The sequence below is a fragment of the Arcobacter sp. F155 genome (assembly GCF_004116455.1).
Classification (GTDB): domain Bacteria; phylum Campylobacterota; class Campylobacteria; order Campylobacterales; family Arcobacteraceae; genus Halarcobacter.
The window spans coordinates 1-21,601 of record NZ_PDJU01000008.1 but is presented as its reverse complement, the minus strand read 5'-3'; the positions used below and the strand labels follow the sequence as shown (position 1 = coordinate 21,601).

Annotated in this window: 21 protein-coding genes; 14 read left to right on the top strand and 7 right to left on the bottom strand. The window is 30.4% G+C overall.

The features are described from left to right. The first annotated feature begins 6 nt into the window (after positions 1 to 6). Positions 7 to 1,809, top strand: a complete 1,803-nt coding sequence (gene dxs / locus CRV03_RS09320; protein WP_129084868.1) for a 1-deoxy-D-xylulose-5-phosphate synthase — start codon at positions 7 to 9, stop codon at positions 1,807 to 1,809. 10 nt (positions 1,810 to 1,819) lie between these two features. Here the strand turns inward: dxs and CRV03_RS09315 are convergent, their stop codons facing one another. Then, entirely contained in the window at positions 1,820 to 2,212 is a 393-nt protein-coding gene (locus CRV03_RS09315; protein ID WP_129084867.1) for a tautomerase, read from the bottom strand. 22 nt (positions 2,213 to 2,234) lie between these two features. Further along, the gene (gene maf, locus CRV03_RS09310; protein ID WP_129084866.1) at positions 2,235 to 2,783 is read right to left on the bottom strand and encodes a septum formation inhibitor Maf; all 549 of its coding nucleotides are present in this window, start codon (positions 2,781 to 2,783) and stop codon (positions 2,235 to 2,237) included. A gap of 95 nt (positions 2,784 to 2,878) precedes the next feature. Here maf and CRV03_RS09305 point away from each other — a divergent pair, with 95 nt between their 5' ends. From CRV03_RS09305 to CRV03_RS09295, 3 genes are read left to right on the top strand one after another with little or no spacing between them, the layout of a single operon-like run. Further along, on the top strand, positions 2,879 to 3,829 hold the full coding sequence (locus CRV03_RS09305; protein ID WP_129084865.1) for a ketopantoate reductase family protein: 951 nt from the start codon (positions 2,879 to 2,881) through the stop codon (positions 3,827 to 3,829). Then, positions 3,829 to 5,109, top strand: coding sequence for a tellurium resistance protein TerC (locus CRV03_RS09300; RefSeq protein WP_129084864.1), 1,281 nt, complete (start codon positions 3,829 to 3,831; stop codon positions 5,107 to 5,109). Before CRV03_RS09305 ends, CRV03_RS09300 begins: the two co-directional genes overlap by 1 nt. Next, positions 5,106 to 6,032 carry an AEC family transporter gene (locus tag CRV03_RS09295; RefSeq protein ID WP_129084863.1) on the top strand — a complete coding sequence of 309 codons (927 nt, stop codon included), beginning with the start codon at positions 5,106 to 5,108 and terminating at the stop codon, positions 6,030 to 6,032. Before CRV03_RS09300 ends, CRV03_RS09295 begins: the two co-directional genes overlap by 4 nt. Positions 6,033 to 6,039: 7 nt before the next feature. Here CRV03_RS09295 and CRV03_RS09290 read toward each other — a convergent pair whose 3' ends face one another. The 3 genes from CRV03_RS09290 to alaS are packed head-to-tail and all read right to left on the bottom strand — an operon-like array spanning position 6,040 to position 9,593. After that, entirely contained in the window at positions 6,040 to 6,543 is a 504-nt protein-coding gene (locus tag CRV03_RS09290; protein ID WP_129084862.1) for a C40 family peptidase, read from the bottom strand. A 1-nt stretch (position 6,544) separates the two neighbouring features. After that, positions 6,545 to 7,024 carry a hypothetical protein gene (locus tag CRV03_RS09285; RefSeq protein WP_129084861.1) on the bottom strand — a complete coding sequence of 160 codons (480 nt, stop codon included), beginning with the start codon at positions 7,022 to 7,024 and terminating at the stop codon, positions 6,545 to 6,547. Position 7,025: 1 nt separating this feature from the next. Further along, complete coding sequence (gene alaS / locus CRV03_RS09280) at positions 7,026 to 9,593, bottom strand: alanine--tRNA ligase (protein WP_129084860.1); 2,568 nt, start codon at positions 9,591 to 9,593, stop codon at positions 7,026 to 7,028. 117 nt (positions 9,594 to 9,710) lie between these two features. On the opposite strand from alaS, the gene trxA reads away from it, so the two are divergent. Continuing rightward, positions 9,711 to 10,028, top strand: a complete 318-nt coding sequence (gene trxA, locus CRV03_RS09275; protein WP_129084859.1) for a thioredoxin — start codon at positions 9,711 to 9,713, stop codon at positions 10,026 to 10,028. A 50-nt stretch (positions 10,029 to 10,078) separates the two neighbouring features. Here trxA and CRV03_RS09270 read toward each other — a convergent pair whose 3' ends face one another. Next, positions 10,079 to 11,407, bottom strand: coding sequence for a sodium:alanine symporter family protein (locus CRV03_RS09270; protein WP_129084858.1), 1,329 nt, complete (start codon positions 11,405 to 11,407; stop codon positions 10,079 to 10,081). Between the two features lie 247 nt (positions 11,408 to 11,654). Between CRV03_RS09270 and trxB the strand changes: the two genes are divergently transcribed. From trxB to CRV03_RS09250, 4 genes are all read left to right on the top strand, one after another. Then, positions 11,655 to 12,584 carry a thioredoxin-disulfide reductase gene (gene trxB / locus CRV03_RS09265; protein WP_129084857.1) on the top strand — a complete coding sequence of 310 codons (930 nt, stop codon included), beginning with the start codon at positions 11,655 to 11,657 and terminating at the stop codon, positions 12,582 to 12,584. A gap of 169 nt (positions 12,585 to 12,753) precedes the next feature. Next, the gene (dapB, locus tag CRV03_RS09260; RefSeq protein WP_129084856.1) at positions 12,754 to 13,527 is read left to right on the top strand and encodes a 4-hydroxy-tetrahydrodipicolinate reductase; all 774 of its coding nucleotides are present in this window, start codon (positions 12,754 to 12,756) and stop codon (positions 13,525 to 13,527) included. 83 nt (positions 13,528 to 13,610) lie between these two features. Further along, a complete protein-coding gene (purF, locus tag CRV03_RS09255) occupies positions 13,611 to 14,960 on the top strand; it encodes an amidophosphoribosyltransferase (RefSeq protein WP_129084855.1) in 1,350 nt (449 codons plus the stop codon). Then, positions 14,935 to 15,936: a TIGR01212 family radical SAM protein gene (locus tag CRV03_RS09250; RefSeq protein ID WP_129084854.1), complete on the top strand. Its 1,002-nt coding sequence runs from the start codon at positions 14,935 to 14,937 to the stop codon at positions 15,934 to 15,936. The genes purF and CRV03_RS09250 overlap by 26 nt, the downstream gene beginning before the upstream one ends. Before the next feature lie 35 nt (positions 15,937 to 15,971). Here CRV03_RS09250 and CRV03_RS09245 read toward each other — a convergent pair whose 3' ends face one another. After that, positions 15,972 to 16,871: a LysR family transcriptional regulator gene (locus CRV03_RS09245; RefSeq protein ID WP_129084853.1), complete on the bottom strand. Its 900-nt coding sequence runs from the start codon at positions 16,869 to 16,871 to the stop codon at positions 15,972 to 15,974. A gap of 171 nt (positions 16,872 to 17,042) precedes the next feature. On the opposite strand from CRV03_RS09245, the gene CRV03_RS09240 reads away from it, so the two are divergent. The 5 genes from CRV03_RS09240 to CRV03_RS09220 all read left to right on the top strand — a co-directional run. Beyond that, complete coding sequence (locus CRV03_RS09240; RefSeq protein ID WP_129084852.1) at positions 17,043 to 19,097, top strand: ATP-dependent helicase; 2,055 nt, start codon at positions 17,043 to 17,045, stop codon at positions 19,095 to 19,097. An 8-nt stretch (positions 19,098 to 19,105) separates the two neighbouring features. Further along, positions 19,106 to 19,954 carry a tRNA pseudouridine(55) synthase TruB gene (gene truB / locus CRV03_RS09235; protein WP_129084851.1) on the top strand — a complete coding sequence of 283 codons (849 nt, stop codon included), beginning with the start codon at positions 19,106 to 19,108 and terminating at the stop codon, positions 19,952 to 19,954. Next, positions 19,951 to 20,727 carry a 4-(cytidine 5'-diphospho)-2-C-methyl-D-erythritol kinase gene (locus CRV03_RS09230; protein ID WP_129084850.1) on the top strand — a complete coding sequence of 259 codons (777 nt, stop codon included), beginning with the start codon at positions 19,951 to 19,953 and terminating at the stop codon, positions 20,725 to 20,727. The genes truB and CRV03_RS09230 overlap by 4 nt, the downstream gene beginning before the upstream one ends. After that, positions 20,714 to 21,184, top strand: coding sequence for an SsrA-binding protein (gene smpB, locus CRV03_RS09225; RefSeq protein ID WP_129084849.1), 471 nt, complete (start codon positions 20,714 to 20,716; stop codon positions 21,182 to 21,184). Before CRV03_RS09230 ends, smpB begins: the two co-directional genes overlap by 14 nt. A gap of 167 nt (positions 21,185 to 21,351) precedes the next feature. Then, positions 21,352 to 21,601 (top strand): cbb3-type cytochrome c oxidase subunit I (locus CRV03_RS09220; protein WP_258239055.1); only part of this gene is annotated, 250 nt, incomplete at its 3' end.

The following is a 21,601-nucleotide window of genomic DNA, read 5'->3' as shown; positions in this document are numbered from 1 at the left end:
AATATTATGGAATTAGAAGATAAAAGTTTAGAACAATTAGAACAAGTATGTTCTGATATTAGAGAGCGAATCATCGATGTTGTATCAAGAAAGGGTGGACACTTTTCATCAACTTTAGGTGCAGTAGAGTTAACTGTAGCTATGCATAAGGTTTTTGATGTAAAGAAAGACCCTTTTATTTATGATGTATCACATCAGTGTTATGCTCATAAACTTTTAAATGGAAGATGGGAAGAGTTTGAAACTATTAGGCAATATAACGGTCTAAGTGGTTTTACAAAACCCAAAGAGAATGATGCTGACTATTTTGTAGCAGGACATAGTTCTACTTCTATTTCACTTGCAGTAGGTGCAGCTAAATCTATAAAATTAAAAAATGAAGATAGAACACCAGTTGTTATGATTGGGGATGGTTCTATGACAGCAGGAATGGTTTATGAAGCCTTAAATGAATTAGGCGATTTAAAGCTTCCTGTAGTAATTGTTTTAAATGACAATGAAATGTCAATTGCAAAACCAATTGGGGCTATTTCAAAATATCTTTCAAAAATTCTTGCAGGTAAATATTATCAAAACTTTAAAGGTAAAGTAGATTCATTTATTAGAAATAATATGCCAGAAGGTACAACTTATATTGCTAAAAGAATGGAAGAAGCAATGAAATTAATTACTCCTGGAATTTTATTTGAAGAGATGGGACTAGATTATATTGGACCTATTGATGGTCATAATCTTGAAGAGATAATTGATACTTTAGAAATAGCAAGGGATATGAAAAAACCTGTTATTGTTCATGCAAGAACAGTAAAAGGAAAAGGTTATAAAATTGCAGAAGGTCAGCTTGAACATTGGCATGGAGTAGGTCCATTCAATGTTGAAGATGGAGAGTTTACTAAAAAGTCTTCTGCCAAATCTGCAACTGCAGTTTTTGCTGATGCTTTAGTTGATTTAGCTTCTAAAAATGAAAATGTTGTAGGTGTAACTGCTGCAATGCCAAGTGGAACAGGAATAGATAAGCTTATTGAAAAATTTCCTGATAGATTTTGGGATGTTGCAATTGCAGAACAACATGCAGTAACTTCTATGGCAGCTATGGCAAAGGAAGGATTTAAACCTTTTATCACTATTTATTCAACATTTTTACAAAGAGGATTTGATCAAATCATCCATGATGTATCATTGATGAACCTTCCTGTTGTATTTGCAATAGATAGAGCTGGAATAGTTGGAAATGATGGAGAAACTCATCAAGGTGCATTTGATATCTCATATTTAAGATTTATTCCAAATATGATTCTTTGTGCTCCAAGAGACAATAAGACATTAAATTACTCTTTAGGGTTTGCCTATGAAGCTACATCTCCTTGTGCTATTAGATATCCAAGGGGAGCCTTTGGTGAAGTTGATTTCCCTTCAAGTAAGTTTGAATTAGGAAAGGCTGAATTACTTAAAGAAGGGACTTCTAAAAAACTATTTATTGGTTATGGAGCAGGGGTTTCAAGAGCCTGTCAAACTGAAAAACTACATGAAGAAGATATCGCAATCTTAGATTTAAGATTTGTAAAACCTTTAGATGAAACTTTATTAAAAGAATTATCATCAAAATATGATGACTGGTATGTATTCTCTGACTCTCAAAAACAAGGTGGAGTTGCAAGTGCAATTTTAGAATTCACAAATAAAGAAAAACTTTGTGTAAATATCACTTCATTTGAGTACGAAGATGAATTTATTCAACATGGAGATACAAAACTAGTAGAAGAAGGCTTAGGTCTTCACCCTCATCAATTAGTAGAAAAGATTAAATAGTTTTTCTTTTTTAGACAAGAGGATCTTCTCCTCTTTCCCAAGAACCTAGATACTTTTCAATTAAATGAAAATCTTCTCCTTTGTGTTCTGTAAAAGTTATATATTGATTTTCATTTTCTACATTGAAACTTCTATTTACAATATCCATAAACCTAAGAGCTAACTCTCTTCTTTGTTCTATGGTTCTACCTTCTCTTATATCAAGGTTCATCAAACATATATTATCATCTGGATTTGCACGTCCAATAGTTAAATTATACTTTTCATACTCTCTTATAGATATAGCTATATGCTCTGTTCCTGTATCCATGACTTCACTAAAACAAGTTCTTATTTCTTCTACAAAACTCTTCTTAATATCCTTTGATACTTTTTGATTTATTTCAAATTGTAAATGTGGCATGATAAATCCTTTTTAATCTAGTTTAATCCATAAATTGTAATAGTTTCTCAGCACATAATCCCATAGCTGTACTTTCATATCCCTTTACACTTTTGATATATGGTTTGCAAAAGCCTTCAACCATGATAGCTCCTGCTTTTCCAAAACACTCACCAGAGTTTATATACTCTTGCATATGTTTTTCATCAAACTTTTCAAACTCATATGTTGTAATAGAGATATCAATACACTCTTTGTTTTTTGATTTGTATATCATACATGTTATAACAGATGTTTCACTTCCACTTTGAAGTTCTAACATTCTTTTTGCATCTGCTTCATCTTTTGCTTTTCTAAGTAGCTCACCATTTGAAGTTACAACTGAGTCTGATACAAGTAAAGGCATATCTTCTACTCCGTACTTCTTATATAGTTCATTAAACTTACCCTTTGTAGCTTCATAGCAAAATGACTTAGGATTTGTAGTTAGTATTGTATCTTCATCAAAATCTCCACCGTTTTGGATAAAATCAATTTTGAAGTTTTTTAAAATAAGTGCTCTTGTTGGTGAGTTTGAACCAAGTCTAATCAAAACAGTATTCCTTTTTTAATATGTTTTTATTTGAATTATACTCAATTAGTATATAATACTTGTTTTAAAATAAAATGTAATATTGGGGAAAAGTAATGAATATTGTTGTTATAGGTGCAGGTGGAATAGGAGCTTTTTATGGAATGATTCTACATAATATTGGCTGTAATGTTAGATTTGTAGCAAGAGGTGAGAACTTAGAATATTTAAAAAATAATAAAATCAAATTAACTCATCCTAACTATGTTATTGAAGATAAAATAGAGACTCTTAGTATCGAAGAATTATTAAATGAAAATCCTGAAAACATAGATGCTATTTTTATTGCTACAAAATCAATGAGTACTGAAACTATTTCAAAATCTTTAGCTTCTTGGATTAGTGAAGCTAAAAAGGTACCTTATTATATCTCTTTGCAAAATGGTGTAGAAAATGAAGATATCATGGCTAAGTATTATCCTAAAGAGTATGTAATAGGTGGTCTTACAAGGCTTATTGCAGCTCACACAATATCATTAGGTCATATTGATTCAACAGGTGAAGTTCAAACTTTACTTGGTGCTGTATCTTCTAATAATCAAAATCAAGAGTTTTTAGAAAAGCTAAAAGTGTTATTAGATAAAACAGCAACTCAAACTATACTTTGTGAAGATATCAAATTAGAACTTTGGAATAAACTTATCATAAACAATGGTGTAAATGCAATTTGTGCTTTACTTCAAGAGTATTCAGGTGTTTTAATTAGAGATGAAAAAGTATCAAAGATTATTCATGGACTTATGAGTGAAGCTGCTCTTGCTTCAAATGCAATTGGTGTTAATCTAACTCAAATAGATGCTGATAAAATGTTTGAATTAATGACAAACTTTGAGTCAATCAAACCTTCAATGTGGGTTGATACAGAACACAATAGAGATTTAGAGTTGGATGAGATTTGTGGAGTTGTTATTAGAAACTGCGAAAAACAAGCTTTAGATGCTCCATATACAAGAAGTGTATCAACTATCTTAGAAGTTTTATACAATAAAAAAAGAAGTGAAAAGTAGTGATAACAAAAAGCTCTGGATACTTAATATTTCTCTCTTTTCTTCTTACAATAATTGCATATTTTTTTGATGAGAAGTTAGTATTTATAGCAGGTTTTATAGCTTGGCTAGCATTAATTAGTTTGTTTAAAAGTGTAAATGGAAAATCACTTTTATATAAACTACTTGCGCTAAGTGTAATTGCCTTTGCTTACTCTTTTTATAATAGTTTTGATATAGATTTTATAAAAGCTATTAGTGTAAATCAATACCTTTTAACACTTTTAATAGGTGTTGGTTTTTTAAGGCTTATTGCTACTCCTAAAGTAAAGGCTATAAAGTCTTTACCAAAGGGGGAAAAAAGCTTTTTTAAAACCTATTTAGGGGTTCATCTTTTTGGTTCGGTTATAAACCTTTCTTCTTTGATTATTGTTGCAGATAAGCTATATAAAAAAGCAAAATTAACAAAGCTTCAAATAATAACTCTTACAAGAGCTTTTTCTTCTGATGCTTATTGGTCTCCATTTTTTGTTGCCTTTGCTGCAGCTATTACTTATGCTCCCAATCTTTCTTCATCTGTTATTTTAAGTTTGGGACTGGTCTTAGCTTTTTTAACTTTCTTAGTAACTTTTTTTGAAGTTAAAAATGAACCATTACTTGATGAGTTTAGAGGTTACCCAATGGAGTTTGAAACTCTGTATTTACCTTTTTCTTTAGCATTTTTAGTATTAGTAACTCATCATTTTTTCCCTGAGTTAAAAGTTATTTTGCTGATATCTATTTTTTCACTGCTTCTTGCAATCTTTATTTTACCTCTAAAGTTTGGACTTAAAAACAGTAGTGAAAAGCTAAAAGCTCATATAAGTTGTGAGCTTCCTAAAATGAAAAATGAGATAGCTTTGTTTTTAATAGCAGGAATGTTTGGAGTTAGTATTAGTTCTGTTTTATTAGGTATGAATTTATCTTTGCCCTTTGAGCAATTAAATGGCTTTTATGCATCTCTTATTTTACTTATATTTATTCTTTTATCTTTTGTTGGAATTCATCCTATTATTTCAATAGCTGTTTTAGGAAACTGGGTTGACCAACTAAACCATACTTTATTAGCTGTGTCTTTTTTGATGTCATGGGCAATTGCTGTATCAACATCACCTTTTAGTGGATTAAATCTTACAATGCAAGCAAGGTATGAATTAGAGGCAAAAGAGATTTTTAGAACAAATTTACCTTATGCTATTAAGATGTATTTCATTTGTGTTATAATGCTTTTCCTTTTATCAAACTACTTAGGACTTGAATGAATATATTTTTTATAATCTTAGGAAAAATCGCACCTTTATATTTAAATATTGGAATAGGGTATATATTAGCTAGATATTTTAGAATAAAAAGAGAACAAATTGCCTTTTTATTGGTATATATTTTAGGACCAATTGTTATATTTTTTGCTGTTTTATCTATTGAAATTAATATGCAGTTAGTATTTCTACCCTTATTTATTTTTATCTTTGGAAGTGTTATTGCTTTTTATATTTTGAAAAAGTATAAAAATGAATGGAATGATGCAAGTGTAAATACACTAGCTTTTACTTGTGGTACAGGAAACACTGGGTATTTTGGGATTCCTTTAGCTATGATTTTATTAGAACCAAGTGTTGCAAATATCTTTATTTTTGGTACTTTAGCTTCACTTTTATATGAAAATACAACTGGTTTTTATGTTACTGCAAAGGGAAGTTTCACTGCACGTCAATCTATTATAAAAGTTTTAAAACTACCACTTCTTTATGCTTTCATAGCTGGTCTTTCATTTAACCTTGTTGGTTTTAGAACACCAGAAGTTATTGTTCCATATTTTGAAAACCTAAAATGGGCATACGGAATCTTAGGAATGATGATGCTTGGTATGGGAATGAAAGGCTTTAATCTACATGAAGATTTTGATAAAAAGTATATTAGAATTTCTTACTTCTTTAAATTTATTTTCTGGCCAGCAGTTGTATTAGCAATAATTTTTGTAGATAAAACATTTATTAACTTTTTAAATGAAGAGATTTATAAAGTAATGTTTTTATTCTCAATTGTACCACTTGCAGGGAATACTGTTACACTAGCTGTCTTATTAAAAGCAAAACCAGAGAAAGCATCATTTACGGTACTTTTATCAACAATAGTTTCTGTTATTTATATTCCAGTTATGTTAGCTATTTATGGAGGATTTTAAGAAAGGATTAGTTAAAGATTCTTTGGATTTTCCAAAGCTGTTTTATATAGTAAGGATTATCCAAACTAGAGATTGTGACACCTTTTTTAGTAGAAGCGTGCATAAAGTCTCCTCCTCCAAGGTATATTCCCACATGTCTTGTTTTATAGCCTGTTTTAAAGAAGATTAAATCACCAATTTGTAAATCAGCCATTCCAATTTCTTGTCCAACTTGAGATTGAAGTTTTGTAGTACGTGGAATTCTTATTTTAAAAGCATTTCTATAGGCATTTTGAACAAAAGCAGAGCAATCAACTCCTCTTTTTGTTGTTCCTCCGTATTTATATCTTACACCTTTCCATTGTTTATAGTGTGTAAGTAGTTGATTATAAAGTTTTTGATTGGCTTCATAATCTCTAAATTCTAAATTTGGATTTGGTTTTGGGTTTAGTGTTACAGAGCTGTTTGAAAAACAGCCTGTAAATAAAAAAATAAAAACTATTGAAGTAAGTAATAGCTTTATTGTTTTCATTTTAGAATCCTCTAAGTGTTACACCTAAATAAATAGCGATAAGTCCTAAAACTATATTTAAAGGTATTAGAAAACTAGCAATTGGTTCTAGCTTTTGTTTTGCAAGTGGAAACTCACCTTTATCAAAAGCTTTTTGTGCTTGATTTCTTTTTACATAAATAATAGTAAAAACTACAGTCATTATAATCCATATAGCTTCTTTTGCTATTACTGTTGAATAAAGCTCTGTGCCCTTAAAGCCTAAAGCAATAATCATAATAATAGCAGTTGCTAGTAAAATTATGATTGAAGGAATAACCATAGAGAAAAATCTTTTTAGACTCTCTAAAGTTCTTCCTAATTTGATTTTAGGTTCATCTACTTTTTGCATTGAGTAGTGAACTGCAAATCTCATTACAATCATTCCTCCTAGCCATACTACGGCAGAAAGAACATGTAAAAAAACTATAAGTGAAGAAAAATTGTTAAACAATGATTCCATATTATAAGTTTTCCTTTACAAAATTTATTGCAGCTTCTTTTGCTTCATTTACTTTAGAAACATCTTTTCCACCTGCTTGTGCGAAGTCTGGTCTTCCACCACCTCCACCACCTACAATTGGTGCAACTGCTTTAATCCAGTCACCTGCTTTTACATTAGTGTTTTTGCTTCCTGCAACTAGCATTACTTTTTCACCCTTTGGTTGAATAAGTAAGATAGCTACTTTTTCATTTCCATTTTTATAATCATCAACTAGTTTTTTGATATCACCATTTTCAACAATATCAACTACAACTTTAGTATCACCAATTGTCTCTTCAGAAATAGGAGTTTGAATTGAGTTTTGTGCATCTTCAAGCTCTTTTTTAAGATCTTTAACTTGGTCTTTTAACTTTTTAATTCCAGCAATTGCATCGTTGTTTTTAACTTCAGCTTTAACTTGAGTCATTTCATTGATAATTGCTTTAGTATAGTTAATTGCTGCTAATCCACAAACAGCTTCAATTCTTCTAACACCTGCACTAACACCAGACTCTTTAGTAATATAGAAAGATCCAATATCTAAAGCATTTCTTACGTGTGTTCCTCCACAGAACTCAACTGAAACATCTCCAAAGCTAACTACTCTTACAGTATCACCATATTTTTCACCAAACATAGCAATAGCACCTTTTTTCTTAGCTTCTTCTATAGGTAACTCTTCAACTTCACCTTTTAGTCCTCTAGCTATCATAGAGTTAACTAAATCTTCAACTTCATCAATTTGTTCAGTTGTCATAGCTTTTGGATATGTAAAGTCAAATCTTAATCTTGAAGCATCATTTAAAGAACCAGCTTGTGATACAGTATCACCTAATACCATTTTTAGAGCACTTTGTAAAAGGTGTGTTGCTGAGTGATGTTTCGCAACTTCACCTCTATTTGCAACAATAGCATTAACTTCTTCACCTGCTGAAATATTAGAGTGTTCAACTTTTACTTTAGAAAGATTAATTCCATGGAATTTTTCAGTTGCTTCAATAATAGCAACATGCTCTTCATCTTCTAATGCTCCAATATCACCAGTTTGACCACCAGATGTTGCATAGAATGGAGTTTTGTCAAGCATAACCCAACCAATTGAACCTTTTTCTAAAGAGTTAACTTCTTTAAAGTTTTCATCTAAGATTGCTAAGATTTTGCTTTTTGTAGTAATACTTGTATATCCTACAAACTCATTTTCACCATATTTTTCAATAAGTGATTTAAAGTCTCCATCAGTTGCAGCGTCTCCACTTCCTTTCCAAGAAGCTTTTGCTTTAGCTTTTTGAGCTGCCATTAGTTCATCAAATTTTTCAACATCAACATCAAGGTTTTTATCTCTTAACATGTCTTGTGTTAAATCTAAAGGGAAACCTTTTTCATCATATAGTTTAAATGCAATATCACCAGAAAACTTCTCTTTAGTATTTGCTAACTCTTCATTAAACAGAGTCATACCAGATTCAATAGTTTTAAAGAATCTCTCTTCTTCTAAAGTTAATTGCTCTTTTACATAATCTTTTTGCTCAACTAGTTCTGTGTAATGAGAACCTAAAATATCACATAAAGTGTCATATAGTTTTGACATAAATGGTTTTCTAAATCCTAGTAAATAACCATGTCTTACAGCTCTTCTCATAATTCTTCTATTTACATAAGGTCTTCCTTCATTTCCAAAAAGAATTCCTTGTGAAAGCATAAATGAGTTTGCTCTTAAATGGTCAGCAATAACTCTATATGAACCAATTGTTGATTCATCAATTTTCTTCTCTGCTAAGCTTTCTAGTTTTTTGATAATTGGTTGGAAGTTTGAAGAGTCAAAGTTGTTATAAACACCTTCTTTAATAGCGATAACTCTTTCAAGTCCCATTCCTGTATCAATAGATGGTTTAGGAAGTTCACTTCTTGTAATAGTTCCATCTGCATTTTTAGTTTGCTCATATTGCATAAATACTAAGTTCCAGATTTCTAGGAATCTATCACCTTCTCCACCTAAATAATCTTCTTCTGTATTGAAGTGCTCAGACCCTTGATCATAGAAGATTTCAGAACATGGTCCACAAGGTCCTGTATCTCCCATTGACCAGAAGTTATCTTTGTCACCAAATCTTTTGATTCTTGATGCATCAATATGTTTTTGCCATATTTCAAAAGCTTCATCATCACTATCGTGAATAGTTACCCATAGCTTATCAACTGGCATTGCAAGGTTTTTTGTTACAAATTCCCATGCATAAGCAATAGCATCTTCTTTGAAGTAATCACCAAATGAGAAGTTCCCTAACATCTCAAATAGCGTATGGTGTCTTGCTGTATATCCAACATTTTCTAAGTCATTATGTTTTCCCCCAGCCCTTACACAAAGCTGACAAGACGTTGCTGTTGGGTTACTTGGCTTTGGAACTGCTCCTGTAAAAATGTCTTTAAACTGTACCATTCCTGCATTGGTAAACATTAATGTGGGATCATCAGGTACTAAAGGCATTGAAGAAATTACTTCATGTCCTTTGCTTTTAAAAAACTCTAAATACTCTTTTCTAATATCCATATAATTCATCCATAATAAATTTAGCTTTTATTCTAACGTAAAGTTTATTTAGCCAAGTTTATTTAAAGTTTTTGACTGTATAATTTAGTAATTTTAAGACTAAAAAAGGAATTAAAAATGGGTAAGTATATAGATTTAACTCCAGAGAATTTTGAGTCAACTGTTAACTCAGGTGTTTCATTAGTAGATTTTTGGGCTCCATGGTGTGGACCTTGTAGAATGATTGCTCCTGTAATCGAAGAATTAGCTGAAGAGTTTGAAGGTAAAGCAAATATTTGTAAAGTAAATACTGACGAACAACAAGATTTAGCTGTAAAATATGGAATTAGATCTATTCCAACAATTATTTTCATGAAAGATGGAGAAGTTGTTGATCAAATGGTTGGTGCTACTTCTAAGCAAGCATTAGCAGAAAAAATCAATTCTTTAGCATAAAAAATATTAATATAAATAGAAGGGAAGAGGCAAAAGCCTTTTCCCTTTTTTTATGCTCTTTCTTTAAAGTATCTGTTTGTCTCTTCTGAAACAATTTTAGATAATAGAAGTAGGGCAATTAAGTTTGGAATAGCCATAAGACCATTTGCTAAGTCTGAGAAATTCCATACAAGTTTTAGCTCTATCATTGCTCCAACAACAATAAAACTTACAAAAACTATTCTGTAAAGCTTGATTGATTTATCCCCAAAGATATATTCAAATGCTCTTTCTCCATAATAAGACCATCCAAGAATTGTTGAATAACCAAATAAAACAGTTGCAAGAACAATAACAATTGCTCCAAAATCACCTAAGAAATATTCAAAACTCCTTAATGTAAGTTCTCCTGCGCTTCCACCTGTTTGCCATATAGGAGCCATAAGAATAATAAGTGCTGTCATAGTACAAACAACTAAAGTATCAATAAATGTTTGAGTCATTGATACAAGTGCTTGTTTTGCTGGGTCATTTGTTTTTGCTGCTGCTGCTGCAATTGGAGCAGAACCAAGTCCTGATTCGTTTGAGAAAACACCTCTTGCTATACCATATCTAATAGCTGCTGCAACTGCTGCTCCTGCAAAACCACCACCAGCTGCAATTGGATTAAATGCATAATAGAAAATCATTCCAAAAGCATCGCCAACTTTATCAAAGTTTGTAACGATAATTGCCAAAGAAGTTCCTAAATAAATTACAATCATAAAAGGAATTAATATTGATGTTGTTTTACCAATAGATTTAATTCCTCCAATTACAACAAAAGAAGTAATAGTTAAAAGAACAATTCCCGTAACCCAAGATGGTGTTTCAAACTGTGCAAAAAGTGCATTTGAGATTGCATTTGATTGAGTCATATTTCCAATACCAAATGAGGCAAGGATTGTAAAAAGAGCAAAAAGGAAAGCCAGTTTTGGCATATTTAATCCCTTTGATAGGTAGTACATTGGACCACCTTTGTATCCATTCTCACCTTTTTCTCTATATTTTACAGCTAAGATTGCTTCTGAGTATTTTGTTGCCATACCTACAAGTCCAGTAACCCACATCCAAAAAACTGCACCTGGACCACCAAAAGTAATTGCAGTAGCAACCCCAACTATATTTCCAATTCCTACAGTTGCAGCTAAAGCTGTCATTAAAGCTTGAAAGTGTGAAATATCACCATCTGCATTTTTCTCTTTAGTAAAAATAAGTTTTATTGCATGACCTAAAGCCCAAAACTGCATACCTTTTAATCTGATTGTTAAAAATAAACCTGTACCAACTAATAAAACTAGCATAGGTACACCCCATACAAAATCTGAGGCAGTTGATATAATATTGTCTAAAAATTCCATTTTATACCCCTTAAATTTGAAAGTTTGTATAATACCTTAGAAATAGTTAAATTTTTTTGAATAGTTATTCATTAAAGCAGTTGTTTAGAAAGATTATAGTTAAATACGATAAATTTTACTAAAGGATAAAAATTATCATTTAAGATTTATTAAACTCTTACTTATAATTTTGTATCATTTATTTTCAAAATAGATATAAATGATAATTAACTTAGTATAAAATAACAAATATTTAAAAGGATCATGAATGTTAGATTTAGCAATTATTGGTGGAGGACCAGCTGGTTTAACTGCTGGTTTATATGCAACTAGAGGTGGACTTAATAACGTAACAATGTTTGAAATGGGTATGCCAGGTGGACAAATTACTGGAAGTAGTGAAATTGAAAACTATCCAGGACAAGAAAAAGTTGTAACTGGTATGGAGTTAATGCAAACTTGGCCAGACCAAGCTATGAAATTTGGTCTTAAACATGAGATGCAACAAGTAATGAAAGTAAGAAAAGCTGGAGATAACTTTGAAGTTGAGTTAGGTGATGGTTCTAAACAAGAAGCAAAATCTGTACTTTTAGCAACTGGTTCTGTTCCTAAAAAAGGTGGTTTCAAAGGTGAAGATGAGTTCTTTGGAAGAGGAATTTCAACTTGTGCAACTTGTGATGGATTCTTTTATAAAAATAAAGAAGTAGCTGTTATTGGTGGTGGAGATACTGCTTTAGAGGAAGCTTATTACCTTTCTAAAATTTGTTCTAAAGTTTATTTAGTACATAGAAGAGATTCATATAGAGCTGCTCCAAGTACAATTGAACACATGAAAAAAGCTGAAAATATTGAAGAAGTTACAAATGTTACTGTAGAAGAAGTAATCGGTGACAACATGGGAGTAACTGGACTTATTGTTAAATCAAAAGAGAGTGGTGAAACTAGACAACTAGATGTACCTGGTGTATTTGTATTTGTTGGAAGAAATGTATTAAGTGATGCTTTAAAGCAAGATGATGGTTCATATCTTTGTGATGTAAATGAACAAACAGAAGTTATTGTTGACCTTAAAATGAGAACTAATGTACCAGGATTATATGCAGCTGGTGATGTTAGAATTGAAGCAGCAAAACAAGTTGTATGTGCCGCAGCAGATGGTGCTACAGCAGCTGTAGATATTATTGAATACTTAGGATAAAATCCACACTTGATTAAAAGAAGAAAGAATTGCTCTTTCTTCTTTTTAATTAACCTTACACTTAGTACTTTTTAAGTACTATACCACCTTCATTAAACTTTTTAAAAAAGTAGCTTGTATAATTACAGTTACTAATTAATATTATTATATATAACAAAAGGAAAATCTTATGATAAATGTAGGTATTGTAGGAAGTACAGGGAGAGTTGGTTCTCTTTTAATCGATGATTTACAAGTTGACAACGAAGCAAAACTTTCAGCTTGTCATGTATTTGATAAGTTAACAAAAACTGTGCCAGAAGATACAGTAATTACAAATGAAATGAAAGTATTATTAGATTCAAGTGATGTTATTATTGACTTTAGTGCACCTGTTGCAACTCAAAGCCTACTTGAAGAAATCGTTGAAAACGGTGGTACTAAACCATTAGTTATTGCAACAACTGGTTTTAATAAACATCAACAAAACCTATTAATTGAAGCTAGTAAAAAAGTACCAGTACTTTATGCTACAAATATGAGTTTAGGTGTTGCAGTTTTAAATAAACTTGTTTCACTTGCAAGTAAAGCATTAAAAGATTTTGATTGTGAAATTGTTGAACAACATCACAGATATAAAGTTGATTCTCCATCGGGAACTGCTTTAACACTAGCAGAGCATGCTGCAAAAGCTAGAGATTTAGATTTAGATGCAGTTAGAGTATCTGGTAGAGATGGTGAAATTGGTGCAAGAACAAAAGATGAAATTGGTGTTATGAGTTTAAGAGGTGGTGATATTGTAGGAAGACATACTGTTGGACTATATAATGATGGAGAATTTATTGAATTACATCACACTGCAACTGCTAGAAATACTTTTTCAAAAGGTGCAATTAAAGCTGCAAAATGGCTTGTTGAACAAGAGCCTGGGCTTTACTCAATCAATGACTGTTTAGGTCTATAAAATAAAAAATAAATAAATATTAAAAGTGAAAAGAAATTTCAGCACTCAAGTTCACTTTTCATTTTTTTTTAAAGGTTAAATAAATGTGTGCAATAGTTGGAATCTATGGTAATGAAAATGCCGCTAGACTTGCTTCTTTAGCTCTATTCTCTATGCAACATAGAGGGCAAGAAGCAACAGGAATCTCATCATCTTGTGATGGAAAAATTTATACTAAAAAAGATAGTGGATTAGTTTCTGAAGTATTTACTGATGAAGCATTAAACTATCTAAAAGGTAATATGGCAATTGGTCATAATAGATACTCTACAGCAGGTGGAGACTCTATTTTTGATGCTCAACCAGTTTCTGCAAAGTATAAATTAGGTGAAATGTCTATTGTTCACAATGGAAACCTTATTAATAAAAATGAGGTTAGACAAGAACTAATAGAAGAAGGTGCAATTTTTCAAACAGAAATGGATACTGAAAACTTAATCCATCTGATTGCAAAAAGTAGCCATGAAAGATTAAGAGATAGAATTAAAGAGGGACTTAATAAAACAATAGGTGCATATTGTTTTATTATCCAATCTAGATCTAAACAGTTTGTTATTAGAGATAGATATGGTATTAGACCATTATCTTTAGGAAGAATAAAAACTGGTGGATACATTGTTGCAAGTGAAACTTGTGCTTTTGATTTAGTAGATGCTGAATTTATTAGAGATGTAAAACCAGGGGAAATGTTAATTTTTGCTGATGGTTATGATGAGCCTGAGTCAATCCAGTTATTTGAGCCAGAGTTTAGACCTTGTGCTTTTGAATATGTATATTTTGCAAGACCTGATTCTGTAATAGATGGTAAAAATGTATATAGAACTAGAGAGAACATGGGTAAAGCTTTAGCTAAAAATGATGAAGGAAACTCAATCAAAGTAGATATGGTTGTTCCTGTTCCTGATTCAGGAGTTCCTGCTGCACTTGGATATGCTGCACAAAGTAAAGTTCCATTTGAGTATGGAATTATTAGAAACCACTATGTGGGAAGAACATTTATTGAGCCAACTCAAGAAATGAGAAATATGAAAGTTAAAATGAAACTTTCTCCAATGAGATCTTTAATCGAAGGTAAATCTTTATTGGTAATTGATGATTCTATTGTTAGAGGGACTACTTCTAAAAGAATTGTTAAGATGTTAAAAGAAGCGGGAGCAAAAGAAGTTCACTTTAGAGTGGCATCTCCTGAGATTAAATTCCCTTGTTATTATGGGATTGATACTCCAAACCAAGAGGAGTTAATCTCTCACAGAATGACAAAAGAGGAAATTTGTGAATTTATTGAGGCAGATACATTAGAGTATTTATCAATTGAAGATTTAAAAGAGTCAATTGGTGAAGGTACTAATTATGCCCTAGAAAGCTTTGATGGTGACTATTTCGTTACAAAATAAAAAAAATAAAATTAAATATCAAAATAGAGAAGTATTAACTATTGGAAGATACTTCAAGAAAAAATTTGGACATAAGGTTTATAAAGTACCTATCTCTATAGGTGGTTTTACTTGTCCAAATATTGATGGTACAGTAGCAAAGGGTGGTTGCACCTTTTGTGAAAATGACTCTTTCTCTCCAAATCTTACTGAGAGAAAACCAAAGTTCAAACTAAATCCTAATGTAAAAGAAAACCCTTTTTTAGAAAATCAACTAAAACAGCTTGAATTACAATTTAATGCGACTAGAGATAGGCTAAAAAATAAGTTTGGTGTTAAGAAGTATATTGTTTATTTCCAATCTTTTACTAATACTTATGCTCCACTAGAGACTTTAAAAGCTCTTTATACAAAAGCTTTATCTTTTGATAATGTAATAGGTCTTTCTATTGGTACAAGAACAGATTGTATGACTGATGAAATCCTTGATTTTTTAAAAGAATTAAGTGCTGACAAAGAGATTTGGGTAGAGTATGGTATACAATCTTTTTATGATGAAACTTTAGAGAAAATAAATAGAGGTGATGATGCTTCAAATATGAGGTATTGGATTAATAGAACTAAAGAGAAAGGTCTTAAAGTTTGTGGTCATTTAATTTATGGTTTACCAGATGAAGATAAAAAAATGATGCTAAAAACTTTAGATGAGACTATTGTTTTAGATGTTGATTCTATTAAATTTCACCCTTTGTATGTGGTTAAAAATACTCTTTTAACAAAAGATTTTAAAAGAGGTGACTTTACTCCTATCTCTGAAGAACTATATATAGAAACAGTGGTTGAGTCAATAAAAAGAATGCCTGAAAATATCTCTATTCAAAGAGTAACTGCTGGAATAGATGATAGCAGTTTATTAGCTCCCATGTGGTGCAAAAACAAACATCAACAAATAAGTAAAATAAGAAAAGCTTTAATCAAAGAAGGATTGAAGTATTAGGGAAGGAAAAATACCTAAGATATAAATCTTAGTATTTATCCTTTGATTTTAAGTAAATAGTCAACAACATTTTCTATAAATGCATCATGTTTTCTATCTTTTCTATAAGCAATATATAACTTCCTAGACATTTTATGATTTCCAATTCTTGACTCATATAAAGCACCTGCTTTAAGTAGAGACTCAATTGCATTTCTTGATACAATAGAAACAGTTGGAGTTTCATTTTTATCTGAGTGTAAAACAGTTTGTACAATAGTTGTAGCACTTGTAACTTCACTTGTTACATCAAATGTATCACAGTCTGGATAGTTTGCTTTTTCTAACGACTCTTTGAAAATTAATCTAGTATGAGAATCAGGGTTTCTACATACCCATTTATATGATAATAAATCACTAGCTTTTGCTTTTGCAGGAAGTTTTTGGTTTGAGAAAATTACAATTTCATCATCCATCCACTCTCTATAAATAATATCATCATCTGGAATATAGTTTTCAACTAATGCCATATCAATTTTTTTATCTAATAAGTCTTCAATTGCTTTGTGAGAAACAGAAACATTGATAGAAACATCATTGTTAATATTTTCTTTCAGGTTATTTAAAAATCTTGGAAGAATATAGTTTCCAATAATAAATGAAGCACCGAATAAAAAAGTTACATCTTTATTCATAATCTTTAATAACTCTTTTTCTCCATTGTTTACACATCTCTCGATTTTTTGTGCAATAGAATAAAGCATTTGACCCTCTTTTGTAAGTCTAATACCGTTCTTTTTTCTATCAACTACTTGCACATCAAGATAGTCTTCAATGAACTTCATTTGTTGAGTAACTGCTGGTTGAGAAATACCTAACTTGGCAGATGCCTTTGAAAAAGACTTTTCTCTAACAACTGTTAAAAAAGTTTCGAGTTTCGCAAAATCCGTTAACATTCTTGTTGCCTTTAAAAAATTTAATGATTATAATAACATTTATTTATAAATAAAAATATTAAGAACTGTAATTAATTTAAACAAATTATGCTATAATCTAATATATTACCTTATTAAATTAATAATCAATATTTAAAAACATACTATTTTTTTTAGGTAAATGGAGTAAAAATGTTAGAAAATTCTTTATCATCGTTAAATGAGTCTCAAAGGGAAGCTGCACAGCATATTGACGGTTCTTTATTAATCCTTGCAGGTGCTGGTTCTGGTAAAACAAAAACAATTACAACAAGACTTGCCTACCTTATTTCAATTGGAATTGACCCAAGTTCAATTTTGACTCTAACATTTACAAATAAAGCTGCAACTGAGATGAGAGAAAGAGCTTACTCTATGATAGATACTTCAATTGTAAATACTCCACCTTTACTTTGTACTTTTCACAAATTTGGACTTCTTTTCTTGAAATTTCATATGAGTGAACTAGGAAGAAAAAACAATTTTATAATTATAGATACAGATGATAAAAAAAGAATACTAAAATCAATAGATAAAGAGATAACAACCTCTTTACTTGTAAGTGAAATTTCAAAATATAAAAATACTTTAATAACTCCAACTGAAGCAAAAGCTGCAGCTCAACTGAAAATTTATCAACAAATTGCAGATATATATGAAAAATATGAAGCTTATTTATTAAAAAATAACCTTGTTGACTTTGATGATTTATTATTACTTCCTTATAAGATTTTAAAACAAAATGAAGAACTAGCTAAAGAGACTAGTCAGAAGTATCAATATGTAATGGTAGATGAGTATCAAGATACAAATGAACTACAATATAAACTTCTAAGAAAATTGTGTTCTACCCATGATAATATTTGTGTTGTTGGTGATGATGACCAATCTATTTATGGATGGAGAGGTGCAACTATTAAAAACATCCTTAATTTCCATGAGCATTTTGAAGGTACAAAGATTGTAAAACTTGAGGATAACTATAGGTCAACAAATACAATCCTAAATCATGCAAACCAACTTATTGAACACAATAGAGACAGACTTGGTAAAAAGCTAATTGGAACAAGAAAAGAGGGTGATAGTGTAAAAGTATATGAATCTTCTGATGAAAATGAAGAGACAAGAAAAATCACTGATGACATCAAAAAACTTGTTGCAAGTGGAGAAAGCGCTAGAGATATTGCTATTTTATTTAGAGTAAATGCACTTTCAAGGTCTTTAGAAGAAGGTTTCAATAAAGCAGGACTTAGCTATAGACTTATTGGTGGAATGAAGTTCTATGAAAGAGCAGAGATTAAAGATTTAATTGCTTATTTTAGAGTTCTAACAAATACAACAGACAACTTCTCTTTTAAAAGAATTGTAAATAAACCAAAAAGAGGAATTGGTAAAACTACCATTGATAAGCTTGATGCAAAATCAATAGAACTTAAAAGACCTATTTTTAATATTATTGAAGATTTTGAGCCAGATGAACTTGCAGCTGTTGTGGGTAAAAAGAATTCAAGAACTTTAAAAGTATTTATGGCTTCAATTATGGACTTAAGAGATACTTTAGAAGAGTCTAAAATGAAATTTTTAGATGCCTTTGAAGATACTTTTGATTATAGAGCGTCATATGATAATGTTCCAGATGGTTTTGATAGACAAGCAAATATAGATGAGTTTTATGGATATATTAGAGATTACTTTATTCAAAATCCACATCAGAACTTAGATGACTTTTTAAATGAAATTGCTTTAGAATCAGAACAAAGTGAATTAACAGAGCAGTCTGTTTCTATGATGAGTATTCACTCTTCAAAAGGTTTAGAATATAAGCATTTATTTATCATCGGTATGGAAGAAGGTTTCTTCCCTATTATTGGAGATGGAAGTGATATTGAAGAGGAAAGAAGATTAGGTTATGTTGCTATTACAAGAGCAATGGATACATTAACTATGTCTTTTGTTCATTCTAGATTTTATAAAGGGAAAAGAGCTTCTTTACTTAAAAGTAGATTTTTAAGTGAATCTGGACTTATCAAAGGAAGTTTAACTATTGAAAAAACTTCTTCATATAAAAAAGGTGATTTAGTACAACACAAGATTTTTGGAATGGGAAGAGTTCAAAAAGCAAATAAAGCTGGAAAAGATTATAAACTTACAATTAATTTTGGTGGTACAAGAAGAGATATTTTATCTTCATTTGTAGAAAAGATTTAATATAAATAATGCAAAAAAAACTATACGATAAAGAACCATTAAATAAGTTAGTTGTTGTAAACAAACCTATGTTTAGAACATCAAACTCATACTTAAATGAGATAAAAAGAAAATACAGAAATAAAAAAGCAGGTTTCTCTGGAACCCTTGACCCTTTTGCTTGTGGATGTCTGATTGTAGCTTTTGGTCAATATTCAAAGCTTTTTAACTATCTTAAAAAAACTCCTAAAACTTATCGAGCTGTGATTTGGCTTGGAACTACATCTGAGTCTTTAGATATAGAAAATGTTATCAGTATAAATGATGAAAAAAGACTAGATGTAAATGATATAAAAAGAGAGATTAAAAATCTAGTTGGAATACATGAATATTATCCTCCTAAATTTTCTGCTAAAAAAATAGATGGTAAAAGAGCTTATGATTTAGCCAGAGAAGGAAAAGATGTGAAGATGAAGAAGTCTTCAATGCAGATTTTTGATACGAAATTTATCTCATACAATCATCCTTTTATAACTTTTGAATCTACAGTTAGTGAAGGTTCATATATTAGAAGTTTAGCTCAAATCCTACTTGAAAGTTTAGATGTAAAAGGAACACTTTCATATTTAAATAGATTAAATGAAGGTATGTTCTTTTATGAAAATGAAAAAGATTTAAATCCATTGGATTATCTTGATATTGAACATAATATTTATACAGGTGAAAAAAGCTTTTTTGAAAATGGTAAAAAGATATCTTTAGAGTTTTTAGAAAATAAAGAAGAGGGTACTTATATAGTTAAGTTTGAAGAGTTTTTCAGTATAATCCAAATTATTGATAATGAAGTAAAATATCTTCTAAATAAGGTGAACCTTTGACAGTTACAAAAAAGTCATATGCAAAAGTAAATATCTTTTTAAAGATAGTTGGAAAAAGAGATAACTATCATGAACTAGCTTCTAGATTTGTAAGGGTACACTCACTATATGACATAGTATCTTTTGAAGATGAAGCTTGTGAAGAGTTTACACTGGAAGGTAACTTTGGCTGTGAGCTAAAAAAGAATACTATCTATAAGGCTTATTTACTTTTAAAAGATGTATCTTTTAAAGTTGAAGAATATTTTAAAAATAAAAAAGTTAAAGTTGAAAAGAATATCCCTGAATTTGCAGGTCTTGGTGGTGGAAGTTCAAATGCTGCTACTTTTATGATTATGGTAAATGAAGAGTGTAAACTAGGACTTTCAAAAGACGATTTGTGTGCTCTTGCAGTTCAAATTGGAGCTGATGTTCCATTTTTTGTTTATGAATATGATAGTGCAAATGTCTCTGGTATTGGTGAAAAAATAGAAAAATTTGATGAAGAGATTTTAGATATAAAAGTAGTAACCCCTAAAGTAGAATGTGATACAGCAATGATTTTTAGGGAGTTTAGAGCCAACTTTTATAATGAAGAAAAAAAAGAGAATGTACTTAAGCTTTTTAGTCAAAAATCAACACAAATACTAGAAGATAGTAGCATAAGCACAGCAAATGATTTATATAAGCCTGCTAAATCAATCTATAATGAACTAGAAGAATTTGAGAAAAAAGATTGGTTTTTTAGTGGAAGTGGAAGCTCATTTTTTAAGGTGAACAATGGCAAAAATTAAAGAAAAAAACTTAACATTTAAAAATAAAAAAGCATATCATGATTATGAAATATTAGATACTTTAGAAGCAGGTATTGCTTTAGAAGGAAGTGAAGTTAAGTCTATACGAGATGGTAGAGTAAACTTAAAAGATTCTCATATTAGAATTATTAAGAATGAAGTATATGTTTTAAATATGCATATTACTCACCTAAGTACTGCACACTCGACTTTTAGACCAGACGAAAGAAGAAGTAGAAAGTTACTTTTACATAGAAAAGAGATTGATAAACTACATGCAAAAGTTACTAAAGATGGTGTAACATTAGTACCTACAAGACTCTATTTTAATTCTAAAAATATGGTGAAAATTCAAGTAGCAGTTGCTAGAGGTAAGAAGCTACATGACAAAAGAGAAGATCTAAAACAAAAGACTCTAAAAAAAGAAGCTTTACAAGCATTAAAAAACAGCTTCTAAAACTACACTTATAATCAGTATCATTATGGTACTGATTATTTCAAAAAATTAAACAAAACTTAAAAAAAAAACTAAAATATTAAGCTTAATTTTATAGCCCTTTGGCTAATATTTGATGATAAGTGACAAAATAGTGACTTGTATAAAAAATTAGTAGGAGGAGATTGATGCAAAACGGTGCACAAATCGAGTATGATTACTCAATTGCAAAAGCCTTTACATTTGCAACAATTCTGTTTGGTATCATAGGTATGACTATTGGTGTTATACTAGCGTTTCAACTTGCATTTCCAGGTTTAAATAACCTAGCAGGTGAATATGGTACTTTCAGTAGATTAAGACCTTTACACACAAATGGTGTTGCGTTTGGTTTTACTCTTAGTGGTATCTTTGCGTGTTGGTATTATATCGGGCAAA